Annotated in this window: 29 protein-coding genes; 13 read left to right on the top strand and 16 right to left on the bottom strand. The window is 34.2% G+C overall.

Annotated elements, in window-relative coordinates; all coding sequences use genetic code 11:
• Together A9G48_RS00950 and A9G48_RS12055 are read right to left on the bottom strand one after the other, a co-directional pair.
• A partial coding sequence (locus tag A9G48_RS00950; RefSeq protein ID WP_065575662.1) for a lysozyme occupies window positions 1-517 on the bottom strand: 517 nt, incomplete at its 3' end.
• Window positions 477-701, bottom strand: a complete 225-nt coding sequence (locus A9G48_RS12055) for a phage holin family protein (RefSeq protein ID WP_080715872.1) — start codon at window positions 699-701, stop codon at window positions 477-479. The genes A9G48_RS00950 and A9G48_RS12055, both read right to left, overlap by 41 nt.
• A gap of 460 nt (window positions 702-1,161) precedes the next feature.
• Between A9G48_RS12055 and A9G48_RS00945 the strand changes: the two genes are divergently transcribed.
• Complete coding sequence (locus tag A9G48_RS00945) at window positions 1,162-1,353, top strand: hypothetical protein (protein ID WP_034945261.1); 192 nt, start codon at window positions 1,162-1,164, stop codon at window positions 1,351-1,353.
• On the opposite strand, the gene A9G48_RS11055 is transcribed toward A9G48_RS00945, so the two are convergent.
• The 14 genes from A9G48_RS11055 to A9G48_RS00885 form a co-directional block, all read right to left on the bottom strand.
• Window positions 1,346-1,564, bottom strand: a complete 219-nt coding sequence (locus tag A9G48_RS11055; RefSeq protein ID WP_034945258.1) for a hypothetical protein — start codon at window positions 1,562-1,564, stop codon at window positions 1,346-1,348. The two genes, A9G48_RS00945 and A9G48_RS11055, sit on opposite strands and share 8 nt — an antisense overlap.
• Window positions 1,565-1,681: 117 nt before the next feature.
• Window positions 1,682-1,984 (bottom strand): addiction module antidote protein, encoded by a 303-nt coding sequence (locus tag A9G48_RS00940; protein ID WP_034945255.1) that lies wholly within the window; start codon window positions 1,982-1,984, stop codon window positions 1,682-1,684.
• The gene (locus A9G48_RS00935; RefSeq protein ID WP_034945252.1) at window positions 1,977-2,276 is read right to left on the bottom strand and encodes a type II toxin-antitoxin system RelE/ParE family toxin; all 300 of its coding nucleotides are present in this window, start codon (window positions 2,274-2,276) and stop codon (window positions 1,977-1,979) included. The genes A9G48_RS00940 and A9G48_RS00935 overlap by 8 nt, the downstream gene beginning before the upstream one ends.
• A gap of 98 nt (window positions 2,277-2,374) precedes the next feature.
• On the bottom strand, window positions 2,375-3,112 hold the full coding sequence (locus tag A9G48_RS00930; protein ID WP_051825161.1) for a BRO-N domain-containing protein: 738 nt from the start codon (window positions 3,110-3,112) through the stop codon (window positions 2,375-2,377).
• Window positions 3,113-3,374: 262 nt separating this feature from the next.
• Window positions 3,375-3,728 carry an antiterminator Q family protein gene (locus A9G48_RS00925; RefSeq protein ID WP_034945249.1) on the bottom strand — a complete coding sequence of 118 codons (354 nt, stop codon included), beginning with the start codon at window positions 3,726-3,728 and terminating at the stop codon, window positions 3,375-3,377.
• Complete coding sequence (locus A9G48_RS00920; protein WP_034945246.1) at window positions 3,728-4,276, bottom strand: recombination protein NinG; 549 nt, start codon at window positions 4,274-4,276, stop codon at window positions 3,728-3,730. The genes A9G48_RS00925 and A9G48_RS00920 overlap by 1 nt, the downstream gene beginning before the upstream one ends.
• Window positions 4,277-4,426: 150 nt before the next feature.
• A complete protein-coding gene (locus A9G48_RS11440) occupies window positions 4,427-4,582 on the bottom strand; it encodes a hypothetical protein (RefSeq protein WP_176701978.1) in 156 nt (51 codons plus the stop codon).
• 2 nt (window positions 4,583-4,584) lie between these two features.
• A complete protein-coding gene (locus A9G48_RS00910) occupies window positions 4,585-5,031 on the bottom strand; it encodes a recombination protein NinB (protein ID WP_051825159.1) in 447 nt (148 codons plus the stop codon).
• On the bottom strand, window positions 5,031-5,264 hold the full coding sequence (locus A9G48_RS00905) for a DUF3310 domain-containing protein (RefSeq protein ID WP_051825157.1): 234 nt from the start codon (window positions 5,262-5,264) through the stop codon (window positions 5,031-5,033). The genes A9G48_RS00910 and A9G48_RS00905 overlap by 1 nt, the downstream gene beginning before the upstream one ends.
• A 9-nt stretch (window positions 5,265-5,273) precedes the next feature.
• The gene (locus A9G48_RS11435; protein WP_155268315.1) at window positions 5,274-5,444 is read right to left on the bottom strand and encodes a hypothetical protein; all 171 of its coding nucleotides are present in this window, start codon (window positions 5,442-5,444) and stop codon (window positions 5,274-5,276) included.
• 25 nt (window positions 5,445-5,469) lie between these two features.
• Complete coding sequence (locus A9G48_RS00900) at window positions 5,470-6,126, bottom strand: hypothetical protein (protein WP_051825155.1); 657 nt, start codon at window positions 6,124-6,126, stop codon at window positions 5,470-5,472.
• Window positions 6,127-6,128: 2 nt separating this feature from the next.
• A complete protein-coding gene (locus A9G48_RS00895) occupies window positions 6,129-6,860 on the bottom strand; it encodes a helix-turn-helix domain-containing protein (RefSeq protein WP_442903328.1) in 732 nt (243 codons plus the stop codon).
• A 210-nt stretch (window positions 6,861-7,070) separates the two neighbouring features.
• Entirely contained in the window at window positions 7,071-7,355 is a 285-nt protein-coding gene (locus A9G48_RS00890; RefSeq protein WP_034945237.1) for a CII family transcriptional regulator, read from the bottom strand.
• Window positions 7,336-7,551: a Cro/CI family transcriptional regulator gene (locus A9G48_RS00885; protein ID WP_034945234.1), complete on the bottom strand. Its 216-nt coding sequence runs from the start codon at window positions 7,549-7,551 to the stop codon at window positions 7,336-7,338. The genes A9G48_RS00890 and A9G48_RS00885 overlap by 20 nt, the downstream gene beginning before the upstream one ends.
• 99 nt (window positions 7,552-7,650) lie before the next feature.
• On the opposite strand from A9G48_RS00885, the gene A9G48_RS00880 reads away from it, so the two are divergent.
• From A9G48_RS00880 to A9G48_RS11755, 12 genes are all read left to right on the top strand, one after another.
• Window positions 7,651-8,301, top strand: coding sequence for a LexA family protein (locus tag A9G48_RS00880; RefSeq protein WP_065575661.1), 651 nt, complete (start codon window positions 7,651-7,653; stop codon window positions 8,299-8,301).
• A gap of 196 nt (window positions 8,302-8,497) precedes the next feature.
• Window positions 8,498-9,031: a hypothetical protein gene (locus tag A9G48_RS00875; protein ID WP_034945228.1), complete on the top strand. Its 534-nt coding sequence runs from the start codon at window positions 8,498-8,500 to the stop codon at window positions 9,029-9,031.
• Between the two features lies 1 nt (window position 9,032).
• A complete protein-coding gene (locus A9G48_RS00870; RefSeq protein WP_155268314.1) occupies window positions 9,033-9,893 on the top strand; it encodes a DUF4868 domain-containing protein in 861 nt (286 codons plus the stop codon).
• A 784-nt stretch (window positions 9,894-10,677) separates the two neighbouring features.
• Window positions 10,678-10,968: a hypothetical protein gene (locus tag A9G48_RS00865; RefSeq protein WP_034945224.1), complete on the top strand. Its 291-nt coding sequence runs from the start codon at window positions 10,678-10,680 to the stop codon at window positions 10,966-10,968.
• 14 nt (window positions 10,969-10,982) lie between these two features.
• Window positions 10,983-11,252, top strand: coding sequence for a hypothetical protein (locus A9G48_RS00860; protein WP_034945221.1), 270 nt, complete (start codon window positions 10,983-10,985; stop codon window positions 11,250-11,252).
• Between the two features lie 101 nt (window positions 11,253-11,353).
• Complete coding sequence (locus A9G48_RS00855; RefSeq protein ID WP_034945219.1) at window positions 11,354-11,749, top strand: hypothetical protein; 396 nt, start codon at window positions 11,354-11,356, stop codon at window positions 11,747-11,749.
• 182 nt (window positions 11,750-11,931) lie between these two features.
• A complete protein-coding gene (locus A9G48_RS00850) occupies window positions 11,932-12,750 on the top strand; it encodes a PD-(D/E)XK nuclease-like domain-containing protein (RefSeq protein WP_034945216.1) in 819 nt (272 codons plus the stop codon).
• Window positions 12,743-13,543: a recombination protein RecT gene (recT, locus tag A9G48_RS00845; protein ID WP_034945213.1), complete on the top strand. Its 801-nt coding sequence runs from the start codon at window positions 12,743-12,745 to the stop codon at window positions 13,541-13,543. The genes A9G48_RS00850 and recT overlap by 8 nt, the downstream gene beginning before the upstream one ends.
• 40 nt (window positions 13,544-13,583) lie before the next feature.
• The gene (locus A9G48_RS00840; RefSeq protein ID WP_034945210.1) at window positions 13,584-14,480 is read left to right on the top strand and encodes a recombination-associated protein RdgC; all 897 of its coding nucleotides are present in this window, start codon (window positions 13,584-13,586) and stop codon (window positions 14,478-14,480) included.
• Window positions 14,481-14,652: 172 nt separating this feature from the next.
• Window positions 14,653-15,186, top strand: coding sequence for a DNA N-6-adenine-methyltransferase (locus A9G48_RS00835; RefSeq protein WP_051825150.1), 534 nt, complete (start codon window positions 14,653-14,655; stop codon window positions 15,184-15,186).
• Window positions 15,187-15,272: 86 nt separating this feature from the next.
• Window positions 15,273-15,527, top strand: coding sequence for a hypothetical protein (locus tag A9G48_RS00830; protein ID WP_141672930.1), 255 nt, complete (start codon window positions 15,273-15,275; stop codon window positions 15,525-15,527).
• 2 nt (window positions 15,528-15,529) lie between these two features.
• Window positions 15,530-15,744, top strand: a 215-nt coding sequence (locus tag A9G48_RS11755; protein ID WP_218057764.1) for a hypothetical protein, incomplete at its 3' end; no start/stop codon positions are given.

Raw genomic sequence — 15,744 nt, 5'->3', positions numbered from 1 at the left:
AAGCATAAGATAGACATAACGCTTTCTCCTTTTCTCGCCTGATTACTAAGCCATTCAGTACTTTACCGCCTGCTTTATTCCATTTCGGAAACTCATTACAAGCTGCTTTATAATCACCGTTGTTCAAATGTTTATACATTGTTGATTTCCGCATGTTTGAACAACCGCAATTAAACGTAATCGAAGTAACAGCATCAAAAACAGGTTGAGGCAAATGAAAACCATTAGCGTAGCGATTGACACACCGCTCCGCAGTTTTGATATCACCAACCCAACGCTCCGCTATTTCCTCGTCTGTGTAAGCTTTTTGCTGAATGTTACCCGTTGAGCCGATACCTACTGTTAACACATTAGCAGGACAATAATATGGCTCTCTTGCGCATGATTCAGCGTTACCGATTATTTCAAGCCCTGCTTTGCTTGTTCTGATTTCATCCTGATAATTAGCAATAACAATACCGATGATTACTGAAACACTACAAATCGCACTCGTCGCTATTCTTGTTGTGTTTTTCATAGTATTGTTCTCTCAATTTTTTTTTATGATAAAAATCACGACGCTTATACAGCCAATTAATAATAAATGTCGCTATTGATAAAATGATACCGACAATAATCGCAATATCATTCAAACTGAGCGCACCCAATAGCGTACATATTCCGCCCCAGAAATAGGAAACGGGTGATGTATATTTATCCATTCTTGTTTGTTCTGATTTTTTTTAGTTAATGATGTGACAGCGTACTAGCTAAATGTTAGTTATGTGTGTGTGTCTAGCTTTGCTGTCGATTCTGTAGATGTTGACGACATCAATGTCGCCGACATGCGTGAAATTTGGACATAAAAAAACCGCAATTAAGCGGCTTCATTTAATAATTTTATTCGGCAATAAATCTATAAAAATTAAAATTATTTAGATAAAAAGTGTTGACCTTTATTATAGGTTAACCTATAATTATAACCATCAAGTGAGGGACTTGATAAGGTAACCCCCCGACCTAAGACGAGGGCTTAAGGAGAAGAAAAAATGAAATTTTTAATCATATTTCTTCTACTACTTGTAAGTTTTCCGGCTTTTTAAGTAGTATCAAAGGTGGGGCGAAAGCCCTACCGATGTCCTTAAATATATCAATTGACATTTAATAAATCAAGGTAATTTTATGGCAAAATCAATAACAGAAATTCAAGCAAAAAGTGACCAAAAACGTGGAGTTAAAGTAAAAGGCTTTAAACTACACGTTGATGATATCGCATTAATTGAAAAAGCAAGTAAAAGCCTAGATATACCCCAAGCTCAACTTATTGTTGATGCTGTGAAATTTTACCTTGATAATAAAAAGCCTCTTAATTGAGGCTTTCTTTCAAATTCAGCAATGATCGATGTTCTTGTAATGTTAACTCATTGAGATATCGCCTTGGATTGCCGCACATCCAACAAGAGCAAGCTGTTGGTGTTGTCACATGCCTTTTTAGCGATTTTCTAGAATCACCAGAATAAAAATCGTGCTTTCTATTATCTAGACATCGCTTAACTTGATGTCGTCTATATGCTCGTGTTCTCATAAAATTACTCACATATGGATAGCAAAAAGCCCAACTATTTTAGTGGGCTTAAATTCTATGCGTTCAAAACCGCATCATATATATATTATCTATCCGTATATCCGTACAGTCAAGTATTTATTGAATATTACAAGCCTTTCTTGTTGCTGTGATTTGTAGATCCATACCTAACGCATGAATAATTTTAAGCATAGTGTCAAATCTAGGTTTTTTCGCTGATAACGTTTTATATAGACTTTCTCTTCCGATACCTGCTTCTTCTGCTATTTTTGTCATACCTATTGAACGAGCTACATCATTAAGTGCTGCAATAAATTCTTCTGATGAAATATCCTCATGCAAAAATTCTGAAAGATACATTGCTCTTTCTTCATCAGTATTAAGGAATTTTGCCGCATCAAATTGCGTCACTTTAACCATTTTTAATCTCCTTCCAAAGTTTTACCGCTTTGTTTATATCTTTCTTTTGTGTTGACTTATCACCACCACATAATAAGAGATAAGTAATATTTCCATCTTTTGCGTAATATACTCGATAGCCTGCACCAACAGTAATTCGCATTTCGTAAATTTCATCCCTTAAAAATTTATGATCACCAAAATTACCAAAAGCAGCTCTTCGAATTCTTGCTGTTATTACTGTTTTTCCTTTAGAATCTTTCAAGCGTTCTAACCAGTTTTCGAAAATTTCTGTTTGGTTAATTATATTCATACATACACCAATCTTGTATTTATTAAATATTGTATACTTTTGGATACAATAATCAATATTTATTTTATTAAAAAGGGCGTAAAGCCCTTTGTATTGTGTTATTTGATATCTGCAATTAATTTTTTATTAAAATCTTTTAGGTATATTTTATGCATCTTATCTATGTTTAACAAAAATTGGGCATGTTCATGTTTTACATTGAACATGATAATATCTTGATCGTTGTGGTTCCTGAAAATCTTTTTAATAATTTCGCTTTCAGTATCTCGCCTCAACGTTAAATACATCTGGGTTACTTTTAACATTTTTTCAATTTCTGCGCTTATTAAGTAAAGTCTATCTTTTCTTATATGTTGAATACTATCAGCACCAGTTGCGTCACGTACCATTTTCCAAACTCCTTGCATGAATGCTTCAGTGTAGAAAAAGGCATTTGAAATATTATTAATGATATATTTTAAATCTTGCAATTGCTGTGATGTAATGTAATTTGACTTATCAACAACTGAGTATGCACCGGTTTTACGGATTTTTGGAAGTACATCATTAAATACCCAATCTTGAAATTGTTTAGCTTCTGGCTTATTACTTCTAAATATCACTCGGTATAAGTTTGGCTCATTAATAAATACAACGTATTGATTACCGCCATTTGTAGGGAGGTAGATTTTTTCTACCCCCTTATTATCAATCTGTTTTGCTAATAAATCTTTATGGTTTTTGATGTCTAAAACACTACAAACATCTTTTAAGCAAAAGAAAGGTTCGTTATTAATTAATTGAATGCGAACCTCATAAGAAGATTGAAATTGAAAAACTGAAATTTGATTAGTCATAATATTGACCTCGGATGATTGGTTATTTTATAAATCACCACCAACACGCCAATATTGGAGGTGAACTAAGCAAGGTTGGCGTACTGGTTAATCATCCGAATCCAGCGAGCGGTTAAGCTCCCTCACCTAGCCCACCATAGACTAGATATAGAAAAACTGCTTACGCAGTTTGTGCGGATGATATTTGCCTCAGGACGCCAATCCCGACGTTAGATTTTGCTAACGTTTTTTCAATATACATCTTAATTATGTTCATTGTCAACTATGCCACCTTTGGGAATAATTCAATAATATGACCACGAATGAAACATTCAGCAGCAAACAAAATTTTTGTTATATCATCCGTTCTTTTACCCAATATTCTCGCTTGCTTACTACATGAAATTTCACGGAGATAAAAGGATGTTAATACTGCCCAATGCTCAATATTATCTGCTTTTAATCTTAAAACAGCATTATCAATAATCTGTGCCTCTTCTTCTGTTAAATACTGACGATAATCAAAATCCATTGGCGCACCATCAATACCCGCCGATTTTGATGGGTATTCTGTTCCCATTCTTTTTAAGACACGGGTGTTTTTCCATGCTGTTAAAATATCTTTAGTTTCTCTCATTACGCCCCCTTTTTTAATTCTTTTAATTTTTGTTTATACTCAGCTTTAATCTGCTTTATTTGCTCTACCGTGTATTTTTTCGGTTCATGATACCCTTCTAGCCATTCAACTTTTTCTACACCTATTTTTTTCACTAAATTAATTCTGTACTCAATGATGTTCCCTGACTTGTGATTGTTACATGCTGAACATTGCTTATGTACATTCAGCTCACAAAATCGTAACTCTGGACACGCACCAACGCTTCGATAGTGCCCTGCGTGATATTGACCCGTGTGATAGCGTCCACAACTAATACACGGCTCATTTTTGTCTCGCTCTCGAATGAATGCGTTAAATGCTGCTTGAGCGTCTCTTAAATGCTCTGCCCGAGTTTTAATTTTCTCTTTTGTTATTCGTGTTAATTTAATTCTGGTTTGCTCTTGAACGCTGTTATCTTTTGCATATTGAATAGCACAATCAATTGAACAAACCTTGGCGAGTGAGTTAAATAATGCGAACTTTTTACCGCAGTTTTTACATTTTTTCTGTTTTATTTCTCTCTTCATTGTCTGAACTTCGCTTTATTCTTGTAAAACTTACCGCAAGAGCCTTTTACTTCTCCGTTAACACCAACCAATGGTCTATTACAGACAAATAAATCCCAATCAACGTTATATAAACAACCCCCGCCACATTCGGGACATTTAAAATCTGCTTTAATTAATTTGTGTTTTTTCGGCATTGTCGTTAACTCTGTTTAAATTATGCTGATTAATGTATTCTCTGCGTTGTTCTCTAACTATTGCTCGCTCTAATTCCCGTTCTGTATCATCGTATCGTTTCAGTTGTTCCAAGTGTTCGTTTGATTTCATTGTTATTCAGCCTGTTTGTTTTTAAGTTTTTGATATTCACTATCTCTCGGTATTCTCAGTTCAAAACCGTTGTTGTACGACCATGTTTCAATCTGCTGTAAATAAAAATGCATTTCGCCAACATCTAATTCTGATGTTTTAACCAGCTCTTGAGTTGTAGTTATTTCACCTGTTATAACGTTTTTATGTTCAACCTCTTGATAACCTAAAAACATTTTTTTAAAGTCCGCTTTCACGCTCTCCAATGTGTAAACATCTTCTTTTGATCTCCTGTTGGCTTGTTTTGCTATATCGTCGTACCACATGTGAGATAGTGAATTCTGATCAATGCTTCGCTTATCTTTCCAAGTTTTTATTATTAGTCGATATCGTTTATCGCTTAAAACGAGATCAGCTAACAATTTAAAAACAGCTTTAATGTTTGATTTATGTAAGCAAACGTCCTCCATTACGCACCTACACATAAACATTTTTTACTCTCAAAAATTCGCTCGTACTCGTCCGCTTTCGCAATATCTTGCTCTAACGCATCTTTTTTACCTGCTCTGATTCGATATTTCAGAATGTTACCGAGGCAAAAACCGCTAAATTGCTCAACTGTCATACAACGTGCGATAATATCGATAGATTCAACACCGCTGATGATTTGATAGTGTTTTGGATTTTTAATGTTGTCATTCATCACTAAACCTTATTGTTGCTGTTGTTTTATAAACCATTTTCGTATTAACTCCCTTAATTTTGTCTTATCTTCTTCTGAATATTTTTTAACCTTTTCAGATAGTTCTAATTTAATTTTTGATTTATTAGCTCCCTCGGTATTTATCGCTCTCACATAGTCGTATGCTATTTTTTCTAGCATGTGATAGCGTCCCTGAGGACAGTGGTTAATGCGTTGTAACACTAGCTCTACCCTTTTTTAACATTTGCTTAATGCTAGCAATATGCATCATGCTTTTACTTGATGCTCCCTGTTCAGTTTTGCATTCCAACATTGCAAACGTATTTTCTGGTTTTGGCAGATAATGATTAGCTCGCTCTTGTGTTAATAGCCCTGTAAAAACGGCATGGTTTATAGCATCAGCACGCTTTGCTTTATCGCTACCTTGAGAGACAAACACCTCGATAGCTCGTCCGTACATCATCGATTCGTCAACCATTCGCTCATATGCATCAATAAACGTTCGTCTTGCTCCAATTTTGTCGCCATTTCGGTAGACAATCTCAGCTTGTGACCACGCTTTTGCTATTTCATTAGTCCAAACAACGGTATTGGTTTCATCGCTAGCAAGTATTGCAATCGACCATGCTTCATCTGGTGATAAATGATTACTTGAACCGCCCATTAGCTTGATTAAATCCGCAGGTTTCGGCATAAACTGGCTTTTACGCACCCAAGCATTAGCGGCAGCCTTTAACGATTGAATCGGATATTGCCCAAGTGTTGACCAGTAAATATTGACCTTGACAGTACTTGCTTGTTGTCCGTAAATCTCAAGCAATCCACCAATAACCGCTAAAAATTCATCTGTAATCTTTGCCATGGTTAAGCCCTCATACTCTCTAAAACAGCCCTATTACGTTCAGAAAGGGTCATGAATTTAGATGGTGCACTATTCGTTGCCTGTTGATGATTATTCAAATATCTATACTCGAATGTTTGCCAACCCCGACTTAAAGTCATTTCAATAAGTTCGTTAGCGTTATATCCAGCTTGTACAGCTTTGTTTAATTCTCGAATTAGATAATTAACAGCGCCTTGGGTTAGCGGTTTCTTTATCGATTTTCTAAATTTAATAAAATCATCAATAAGATTTTTTTCTAACACGCCATCAAGTCCAGAAAAATCGAATCCGTTAATAACTAGGTTATTGACTGGTTCTTTGACTGGTTCAATAATATGACTGGTTATGGGTGCAGCATTTGCACCATGGGATGGTGCAGGAGATTCACCACTAGGTGCAGGATTTGCACCACTAATGGAACCATTTGCACCATAGGGTGCAGGATTTGCACCACTAAAATTGAGGTAATAAATATTAGATTTATTTAATCCATTTTCTGATTTTCTACTTTCAATTTTTAGTAATCCATCAACCTCTAATTGCTTAATATGATTTTGCACTGAGCGCTCAGAAATTTCGCATTGATCAGCAATGTAAGCGATCGATGGAAAGCATTCGCCTTTATCGTTAGCATTATCAGCTAGTTTAATTAAAACTAGCTTTCTAAGCGGATTGCCAACCTTTAATTTCATGGCTTCAACCATTAATAACATGCTCATACTTAAAGCTCCGTACATTTATTTTTTAATACATATATCCAACCGCCAACAGAAAAATCATTAGGTAATAAATAATCATCAACTAACTTAAATCTAGTCATTAAAATCACCTCGTTGACATGTTCTGTAATATGATTTATTCTGTTTCATGTTATTGATTCCCATTCAGAGATAACACGCCACTAACCCTAATTAGTGGCTTTTTTATATCATTTCATCAATTTCTAAGTATTTCTTCGCTAGCGTTTTTATTGATTTCAGCTCTGCTTGTGACACTTCTAACGAATCATCAGGAACAACTTTTAACCCTAAACAAGTTATTAGTTTTGCAATCACGGGAATATCATCGTTTTTTAATCTAGATATTTTTGACTCGCTCATACCCAACTCTATTGCAATAGTTGTCTGTGTTTTTTCTGCAAGACGTTGCAAGATTATGCTTTCAATCTTTCTCGCTCTTTCATTTGTTTTATTCGATAATTTTTCCATTGATTTGATCTCTGTTATTTTTTCGATACAAAGAACTATCTACCTTTAATTTTCCATTGGTAAATTCTTGTAGACGATACGCGTTTTTTTCTGGGATTATTTCGCCCCACTGGGAAACAGCAGCAGGACTAATCATCAAAGCATCAGCTACCTTTTTGGGGCTTTTAAAATAATTAATAACTATTTTTTTTAGCATAATTTAAATCCATTAATTTAAGACTTCTAAAATATTACATTGTTAGAAAACTTAAGTCAATATGATTTAAGATAACTTAAACAATAAAAGAGGTGTCAAATGACAACAGAAACAATTGGCCAAAGAATACGGAGGCGAAGAAAAGCCTTAAATCTTACGCAAAAAGACTTGGCTAAATCTTTACAGGATGCTAGCCATGGGTCAATATCACAATGGGAATCAGATACAACATCACCCAGCGCTAAAAATTTATTCGACTTATCAATAGCTCTTGAGTGTGATTTTGCATGGCTTCTGAATGGTGGAGAAGAATCCAATGTCGTTCCAGCGTCATTAAAATCTTTCAAGGTACCTTTAATTAGTTATGTACAAGCAGGAGTTTGGACTGAATCATGCGAATTAAGAGATTCAACAGGATTTGAATATATTATGACTTCATTGGAATTATCAGATAAAGCATTTGCATTACAAATAAAAGGCGACTCAATGGAGCCAGAATTTAAAGAGGGTGATGTTGTCATTATAGATCCAGCTGTTAAACCTATTCCTGGTGAATTTGTTGTTGCAATGAATGGCGAATCAGAAGCTACGTTCAAGAAATATCGAGAGTTAGGATATGATGAACATGAAAGAATGCAATTTGAGCTAATTCCGTTAAATACTGACTATACAACAATGAGTACATTAACCCAGCAAATAAGAATAGTTGGCACAATGGTTGAGCATAGAATATTTAGACGTAAAAGATAATAGTTCCAAATAAAACACAGCTAACCGCTTCGGCAGTTTTTGTAATAAACAATTAGACGGATATTTAAAATAAAAGGAGAAATAAATACGTTGTATTTATGAAACAGTTTAATTCCACCTAAAATTACTTGGAGATAATGATAAAGTATAAACAACATGATACACTGTATATACAAACAGTATCGTTGAGGTAAATATGATTACTTATTTTTTAAGATTATTGTTAACAGCAAGTTCAATAGCTCCCGTTTGTTTTACAGTATCATTTATTGGATTTATAAATAATAATTACTATTTATTATACATACCGCTTTTTATAGGTGTTTTTATTTGTGTTCTGTGTGTTGTAACTATTGGTTTAATAAATAAGCATGTGCAAATATTAAAGAAAAAAATTACATCTGTTACTCCAGCTAACAAAGAAATTACTAATTACTTTTTAGCCTATGTATTCCCCTTACTTGGTTCTGAATCAATTTTTCAAAACGCAAGTATGACTATTTTTTTCTTCGTATGCCTAATTGGATACACGCTTTTTTCTGAATCATACAATTTCAATCCACTTTTATCTTTATTTGGTTACAAATTTTATGAGGCTCAAGATTCTACAGGTGTTGGATTTGTTTTATTATCAAGAAACACTTTAGTATCGATAAATCCAAAAAAATCAATTAACATGAAACAACTATCTGATTATATTTATATTTATTATGATGGAGATGGAAATTAATATGATGTACTCATTATTTGCTATTATGAATGACAACGTTGCAACTGGTGTATTAATAATAAATATGTCGGCTAATACCCAAAAAAAAGTAACAAATATATTAAACCAACAGTTAAGCGTTTTTAACTCTCATTACAATCGTGAAATAGAATATTGTGCAGGTTATACGCCAAGCCCATCTGAAATATTTATAATAGATAATTTTACAGACTGTCGTGAATTATTTCAGTATACCTCTGGAGAAAAGACAGCAACGGAATTTAATCCCAAAAAACACTCTGCAGATAATATTAAATGCCTTTTTACGGGTAATTCAAAAACAATAATTTTACAAAATTTTGATAAAAAACAAGTGTTAAATGTAAATAAAACTTTATTTCTTTCAAACAGCGTTTTTGAATTATCTACATCCATTGGATTTAATTTACCCGATAAATTAGCTGGAGTAGTAACTGAAGATAAAATCAAGTTCAAATCACTTCAAAATTTGAGAAAAATATTTAATATGGACAAATATTTTAGAGAAGCCACAGAGGAAGAACTAAAAACATTTGTTGCAAATGATAAATTTTATACCGATCCAGGGTTTGATATCATCAAAATATCTGACACCGAAATTTTAACAAAAGTGGCTTTAATAAGTAAAATTAAAACAATGACCCACTCCATTTCTAATATAAAAAAATATGCCAAACAAGTGGGGTTTACTTTAAAAACAACCATAGATAATGGCGAAGAAAAAATAGTAATGCCTACAGATAAAAAAGAGATAAAGCTACTTTTAAGCTTTTTAAATGAAGACATTTTTAAGTCAGGGATGTCAAAACAAACATATAAATCAAACTCCAAAAGACCAATATAAACAAATAACTGATCGCCCCACTCCATTCGGGGCTTTTTTCTTTCACGCCTAAAATATCCATAAAGTAAACAAAGCCTCACAAAAAACAATTTAACACTTCATTAATCATATCCCTTATTACTCTAAAAATAAAAATCATAAAACACTTAAATCAACTTTAGATATCTAAAATATTTTATTGACAATTAATTTTAGATATCTTAAATTATTACACATCAAAACAAATCAACTTAACAAAAGAATTAAGCAATGCCACGAATTACTTAATTAGTTAAGCGAGATTCAAGTAGCTAGCTGAAGCATATGAAAGTACAGCGGTTTTGATAAATAGTCGAACGGCGCGACTTAAACCCCTGCGTCGGGTGCTTGGCGGGTTCATGAAGAACGGCAATAAGACACGATAAATTAGATTTCAAATTAAATAATTTTCACGGAGAGTTATTTAATTTGATAACAAAGAGGTAAAACATGGCTAAAAAAGAAATTGGAATAAAGCTAATTGTCGAAATTGATGATGACGGGGGGTATTCTCACAAACACAAGTAGAGTACGACCCAAAAAGTTTGAAATCTATAACAGATAAAGCTTTTATTTCATATCTCAATGAAATGATGTCACAGCACGCACAGCCGATTGTCTCATCAGCTCTTGCGCTTGCTGAATTGAGAGAAAAATTATCATTATACGAATGATAAGTTGGACGATTAAATCAATGTTCAAATCAAAGCGCATTTTAACAAGTGCGCTTGAGTTTGAGATTAATAATAACTGTAGAGGTTAACATATGGATCTAATAGATAACAGCATTACCGAACCATGGAAAATAAATGCAGAATTACGACGACTAGCTCACAATCCAAATACTGACGCAAAAACACTTGCTGAGCTAATTAGATTTGGGAGTTCGAGCATCAGAGCAGCTGTTGCGTGCAACAAAAACGTATCGCGTGAAACTATATTAATTCTTTCAGAAGACATAGATCATGTGGTTCGATATGAAGCCGCTAGAAATGAAACTCACAAAGAGTGGCTTAGACGTCAAAAAGCCTTATTTCTACCATTATCAACACTGTAAATTGAGGTAGGTCTATGCTATTACATAGAGCTGTAGAGAACGCTTACGAAAATGCCTATTGTAAAATGATGAACAATACCGAAATGCAAGACGCTAGAGATGATTGGATTGAGGCTAGAGCCGAAGAGTTAATAAAAAATTTCGGTAACGACAACGATTGGCAAATTTTAGAACTACTAAAAATAAAACTAGAAAGTAACAGCATTGATTTTGACATTTACAACCAATTTATAACCGATATTTGCTACTCACAAGCCACGCTTGAGTATAACCAAAATTTTTGACAGTTCGGCGAGTACATGCAAGTCCTCTTGCTCGTGAATTTAGTAGCGGGCTTTTTTACAGAATTAGCAAGTAGTTAGCGATTATAAGGAAGGAATGAATAATGAATAAATTAACACCGCAAAATAAACATCAAGAGCACATGATACAGATTTTATTAGCAAAAATGCAGGGATTAACTGTTGAACGCAAAATAAACTATGTTTGGAGCTGGTCAAACCCTAATGACATTTTTTTAGATTCAGAGTATCGCATCGCACAGAAACCAACTCCTCTGCCGATCACGCGTGAAATTTGGGCGATGATTGCTGAAGAATGGAAATGGGCATCAATGGATAAGAGTAAAGACGTTAACTTCTTCACTCATGAACCAGCTATCTATAAACCAGATGGGATCTGGGGATTTAATGTTGGGAATTATTGCCAGAGCATTTTAGCTATCAACACTAACGGAATTAATTGGGAGCAATCACTCACAAAACGACCTGAGGACGTCTAAATGAACACAATACCTATTGACTACGTTGGCTGTAATGTACATGAAACAGACCGATTTAACATTAATTACAAATTAACAAAGGGCGAACAAATATACGCCCTTTTTTGTACCTACATTTTGACGCTGGGCGGATTATTTATGTTGTTTCGCTGGATGTTGGAAGTGGCGACGGAGTGAAGATAATGAAACAAGGTATTTATTACGATATATCTAACGAAGATTATCACAATGGCGCAGGTATTAGTAAATCGCAACTAGATTTAATTGAAGAAAGTCCCGCTCTTTATCAGTGGGTAAAAAATGCGCCAGCTGATAAAAGTAAAATGTCATCATTGGACACGGGGACAGCTTTTCATTGTTTGCTATTAGAGCCTGATGAATTTAAAAATCGCTTCATAATACCTAAGCCAATCAATTTAAGAACCAACGCAGGAAAAGCTGAGTACCAAGAGTTATTAAAAACGGCAGAAGAATCAAATCAAACCATTATAACTAGTGAAGATTATAAAAAATTGCTTCTAATGCGTGATAGTGCAATGGCTCATCCGTTAGCTAAATGGATTATTGAAGAACAAGGGCGTACAGAATCATCTATATATTGGAATGATATTGATACTAATATTTTGTGCCGATGCCGACCTGATAAGTTTATAGAAAAATTTAACTGGGTGGCAGACATAAAAACATCTGCTGATATTGAGCGATTTTATGCTCACTCATATGACTATCGCTATCATGTGCAAGACTCATTTTATAGTGATGGCGTCCAATCTCTTGTTGGAGAAAAACCTACTTTCGTTTTTTTAGTAGTTAGTACAAAAATCAATTGTGGTAGATACCCTGTAAAAACTTTTATATTAGATGAGATCGCTAAAGAGATTGGTCGTAAAGCCTATAAATCTAATTTATTTAGATTCAAACAATGTACAGAAGATAACAATTTCCCAGCACTTCAAACATTATCATTGCCTTATTGGGCTAAGGAATTAAAAAATGAATGAACAAAATCAACCTCCTATTGCTAAATCTGACCTAGAAAAAACTCAACTAACAAATTCAGAAAAAAAGCCAACAACATTAGCTGAATTAATTAATTCTCCAAAAATTAAAAACCAATTTGCCATGGCACTACCAAAACACATGAACCCTGACAGAATGGCAAGAATTGTTACAACAGAAATTCGCAAAACTCCAGCATTAGCAAACTCAAACATTCAAAGCTTTTTGGGAGCGGTTGTTCAATGTTCACAATTAGGTTTAGAACCAGGAGGTGCCCTTGGGCATGCCTACCTACTTCCATTTGGTAACGGTAAAGCAGCGGATGGGAAATCTAACGTACAGTTAATTATTGGCTATAGAGGCATGATTGATCTTGCTAGGCGCTCTGGACAAATCATCAGTATATCAGCAAGAACAGTTCGAGATGGTGATGATTTTCATTATGAATATGGTTTAAATGAAGATTTAAAACACACCCCAAAAGCCGACGAATCAGCACCAATCACATATGTTTATGCTGTTGCTCGCCTGAAAGATGGCGGCTCCCAGTTTGAAGTAATGACATTCAACCAAATTGAATCGGTTCGCAAACAAAGTAAAGCTGGGGATAAAGGTCCTTGGATGACGCACTGGGAAGAAATGGCAAAAAAAACAGTCATCCGACGATTATTTAAGTATCTACCTGTTTCAATTGAAATCCAGCAAGCTGTAGTTTTAGATGAAAAAGCGGAAGCCGGCATAAGTCAAGATAATGAAATGATTTTAGACGCTGATTTTTCTGTGGTCGAAGCATAACCGTCCTAGTGACGGTTTTTTTTATTAAAAGGGAAGAGTTATGTTTTGCAAAAATTTAATAATATATGAAATCAATAATATTGATATTTTAAATAATATCAATAATGAATTATTACAGAAAATTACATTTACTCCGTGTTCACCGAGTGATTCAGTAAGAGGTGGTTTTATTTCACCGCTCGGCAATTCAGACGAGTTAATGATTGATATTCAAGGGCAAATGCTACTTAAATACCAAACTGAACAAAAAACAATTCCTGCGGACGTTATTAATCGTGCGTTAAATGAAAAAATAGAAAAGCAAGAGCTAGCTCTATGTAGGAAACTAGGTAAATGCGAAAAATCATCATTAAAAGATGAGGTAATAATTGAATTGTTACCCAGAGCCTTTAGTAAATTTAATCAGTTTAATGTATGGATAAATAAACGAGATAAATTTATAGCAATAACAACGTCAAGTTTTAAACAAGCTGAATATATTTTAGCTATTTTACGCAAAGAGCTTGGTTCACTAGCATTAACGCCATTATCTATTGACAAACCACTTGAACAAATCATGACTACATGGGCTAAAGAAAATCTGAATTTTCCACCATTTGTATTAGGCGATCAAGCAGAACTAAAGGATCCTCTTGAAGGGAATGGAATTATTAGCTGTAAAAACCAAGAAATTAACAGTCATGAAATGTTAGCTCACTTTGATTCTGGGAAATGGATAACAAAAATTAGAATCATTGATGATCGCGGTGTTAGCTATGTTCTAGATAATAATTTTGTATTCAAAAACATTAAATTTGATCAATCTGTTATAGATGAGAACGAGGACGCGTCACTTGATGATAAGAAAGCGCGTATAAAAGCAGATTTTTTCTTAGCCTCAAATGTCTTATCTAAAACAATAACTGAGCTAAAAGATGTACTAGATAAGATTATTTAATTTAAAAAACGTTTGGTATATGCGTTGATAATTAGTGTTAGCAGAGACACTGTCCGCAATTGCAGTTAGCCCGCTAATTTGAAATATACAAGCCGTATTGTTTGATAGACGGTAGTCGCGCCGTTGGCGACAGAGTGACACTCCCAAAATCACTACAACAGAGGATTTTAAAATGGCAATAATAAACAAATCAAACACAAAACAAAGCGAAAAAGATTACTGGCGAACATCAGAATCATTGATCAATGATGCGTTAAAACTGCTGAATATAAAAAGTTTTGATACTGATGTATGTTGCTCAAATGAGAGCGTGAAAATAAATAACGCCGTCTGTTATATAACAGAATCTGACAATGCGTTAGAGAGTAATTTATGGTTTTTGTCTAGTATCCCAAGCGGGACCGCATTTTGTAATCCACCATTTTCGCGAAAATGGGAATTTTTCCAAAAAGCGGTAGAGCAAGTTGACAGATGGAGCAGGCAGGTATTACTGGTTCTGCCCTACACCCCTGCCACAAAAGCGTGGAGTGAAAACGTACACGGACAAAACTGTATTATTTATGTCCCAGACGGTCGTTATCAGTATTTATTACCGAACGGTGAAAAATCAGTGAATAACTGTAATTTTGATACGTGCCTAATTCTGATTGTGCCGTTTAAATGTGGTAACGTAATTGTTAATTACAAGAGAAATTTAAGTACGTAAAAACATATAAATTAACAATATTTATTTTTATTTATAATTTGATACAACTTGATGAGGTAACCATGGATATTAGAAAGGTGACGGCAATGAATTTTTGGAATAAATATCCAGATAACGTGCCAGAAAAAGAAAACGGCATTGCTCAAAAGCTGTGTATAGTACGTATTAGGTTTTTAAATAATTGTGGTGAATTATGCGAGTCAACAACATATGACTGGTATGACGAACACGCTGAATTCGATGAGTGGATAGATGATTATGTTGGCGAATGGTCTGAGCATGATAACGATGAAATAACTCACTGGATTTATGCAGATGAGATACCGCTACCTGAGGGGTGATTATGATTACAGATGAAGAGTGGAAAAATTTAAAGTCGGGGGATGTTATTTGGTTTACGCTCGAAAGTGCATTAAAACCACAAACCCTCATAATTGCAAAAATAACTGAAAATAGTGTTTATTGTGACAATACGAGAATTAATAAAAAGAGCTATTTATTACATTCGAGTTTGAACAACGCTACGCAAGCAGTGAATTTTAGATTAAAGATGCAAAT

This window comes from Gilliamella sp. wkB18 (assembly GCF_001690875.1).
In the GTDB taxonomy this organism is placed as follows: domain Bacteria; phylum Pseudomonadota; class Gammaproteobacteria; order Enterobacterales; family Orbaceae; genus Gilliamella; species Gilliamella apicola_A.
The sequence above is the reverse complement of the archived record's forward strand: the minus strand, read 5'-3'. Positions and strand labels throughout refer to the sequence as shown.

Excerpts from the sequence above, each read along its gene's own strand:
- A9G48_RS12055 (WP_080715872.1), bottom strand. The coding sequence starts at position 701 with ATGGATAAATATACATCACCCGTTTCCTATTTCTGGGGCGGAATATGT.
- A9G48_RS00945 (WP_034945261.1), top strand. The coding sequence starts at position 1,162 with ATGGCAAAATCAATAACAGAAATTCAAGCAAAAAGTGACCAAAAACGT.
- A9G48_RS11055 (WP_034945258.1), bottom strand. The coding sequence starts at position 1,564 with ATGAGAACACGAGCATATAGACGACATCAAGTTAAGCGATGTCTAGAT.
- A9G48_RS00940 (WP_034945255.1), bottom strand. The coding sequence starts at position 1,984 with ATGGTTAAAGTGACGCAATTTGATGCGGCAAAATTCCTTAATACTGAT.
- A9G48_RS00935 (WP_034945252.1), bottom strand. The coding sequence starts at position 2,276 with ATGAATATAATTAACCAAACAGAAATTTTCGAAAACTGGTTAGAACGC.
- A9G48_RS00930 (WP_051825161.1), bottom strand. The coding sequence starts at position 3,112 with ATGACTAATCAAATTTCAGTTTTTCAATTTCAATCTTCTTATGAGGTT.
- A9G48_RS00925 (WP_034945249.1), bottom strand. The coding sequence starts at position 3,728 with ATGAGAGAAACTAAAGATATTTTAACAGCATGGAAAAACACCCGTGTC.
- A9G48_RS00920 (WP_034945246.1), bottom strand. The coding sequence starts at position 4,276 with ATGAAGAGAGAAATAAAACAGAAAAAATGTAAAAACTGCGGTAAAAAG.
- A9G48_RS11440 (WP_176701978.1), bottom strand. The coding sequence starts at position 4,582 with ATGAAATCAAACGAACACTTGGAACAACTGAAACGATACGATGATACA.
- A9G48_RS00910 (WP_051825159.1), bottom strand. The coding sequence starts at position 5,031 with ATGGAGGACGTTTGCTTACATAAATCAAACATTAAAGCTGTTTTTAAA.
- A9G48_RS00905 (WP_051825157.1), bottom strand. The coding sequence starts at position 5,264 with ATGAATGACAACATTAAAAATCCAAAACACTATCAAATCATCAGCGGT.
- A9G48_RS11435 (WP_155268315.1), bottom strand. The coding sequence starts at position 5,444 with ATGCTAGAAAAAATAGCATACGACTATGTGAGAGCGATAAATACCGAG.
- A9G48_RS00900 (WP_051825155.1), bottom strand. The coding sequence starts at position 6,126 with ATGGCAAAGATTACAGATGAATTTTTAGCGGTTATTGGTGGATTGCTT.
- A9G48_RS00895 (WP_442903328.1), bottom strand. The coding sequence starts at position 6,860 with ATGTTATTAATGGTTGAAGCCATGAAATTAAAGGTTGGCAATCCGCTT.
- A9G48_RS00890 (WP_034945237.1), bottom strand. The coding sequence starts at position 7,355 with ATGGAAAAATTATCGAATAAAACAAATGAAAGAGCGAGAAAGATTGAA.
- A9G48_RS00885 (WP_034945234.1), bottom strand. The coding sequence starts at position 7,551 with ATGCTAAAAAAAATAGTTATTAATTATTTTAAAAGCCCCAAAAAGGTA.
- A9G48_RS00880 (WP_065575661.1), top strand. The coding sequence starts at position 7,651 with ATGACAACAGAAACAATTGGCCAAAGAATACGGAGGCGAAGAAAAGCC.
- A9G48_RS00875 (WP_034945228.1), top strand. The coding sequence starts at position 8,498 with ATGATTACTTATTTTTTAAGATTATTGTTAACAGCAAGTTCAATAGCT.
- A9G48_RS00870 (WP_155268314.1), top strand. The coding sequence starts at position 9,033 with ATGATGTACTCATTATTTGCTATTATGAATGACAACGTTGCAACTGGT.
- A9G48_RS00865 (WP_034945224.1), top strand. The coding sequence starts at position 10,678 with ATGGATCTAATAGATAACAGCATTACCGAACCATGGAAAATAAATGCA.
- A9G48_RS00860 (WP_034945221.1), top strand. The coding sequence starts at position 10,983 with ATGCTATTACATAGAGCTGTAGAGAACGCTTACGAAAATGCCTATTGT.
- A9G48_RS00855 (WP_034945219.1), top strand. The coding sequence starts at position 11,354 with ATGAATAAATTAACACCGCAAAATAAACATCAAGAGCACATGATACAG.
- A9G48_RS00850 (WP_034945216.1), top strand. The coding sequence starts at position 11,932 with ATGAAACAAGGTATTTATTACGATATATCTAACGAAGATTATCACAAT.
- recT (WP_034945213.1), top strand. The coding sequence starts at position 12,743 with ATGAATGAACAAAATCAACCTCCTATTGCTAAATCTGACCTAGAAAAA.
- A9G48_RS00840 (WP_034945210.1), top strand. The coding sequence starts at position 13,584 with ATGTTTTGCAAAAATTTAATAATATATGAAATCAATAATATTGATATT.
- A9G48_RS00835 (WP_051825150.1), top strand. The coding sequence starts at position 14,653 with ATGGCAATAATAAACAAATCAAACACAAAACAAAGCGAAAAAGATTAC.
- A9G48_RS00830 (WP_141672930.1), top strand. The coding sequence starts at position 15,273 with ATGAATTTTTGGAATAAATATCCAGATAACGTGCCAGAAAAAGAAAAC.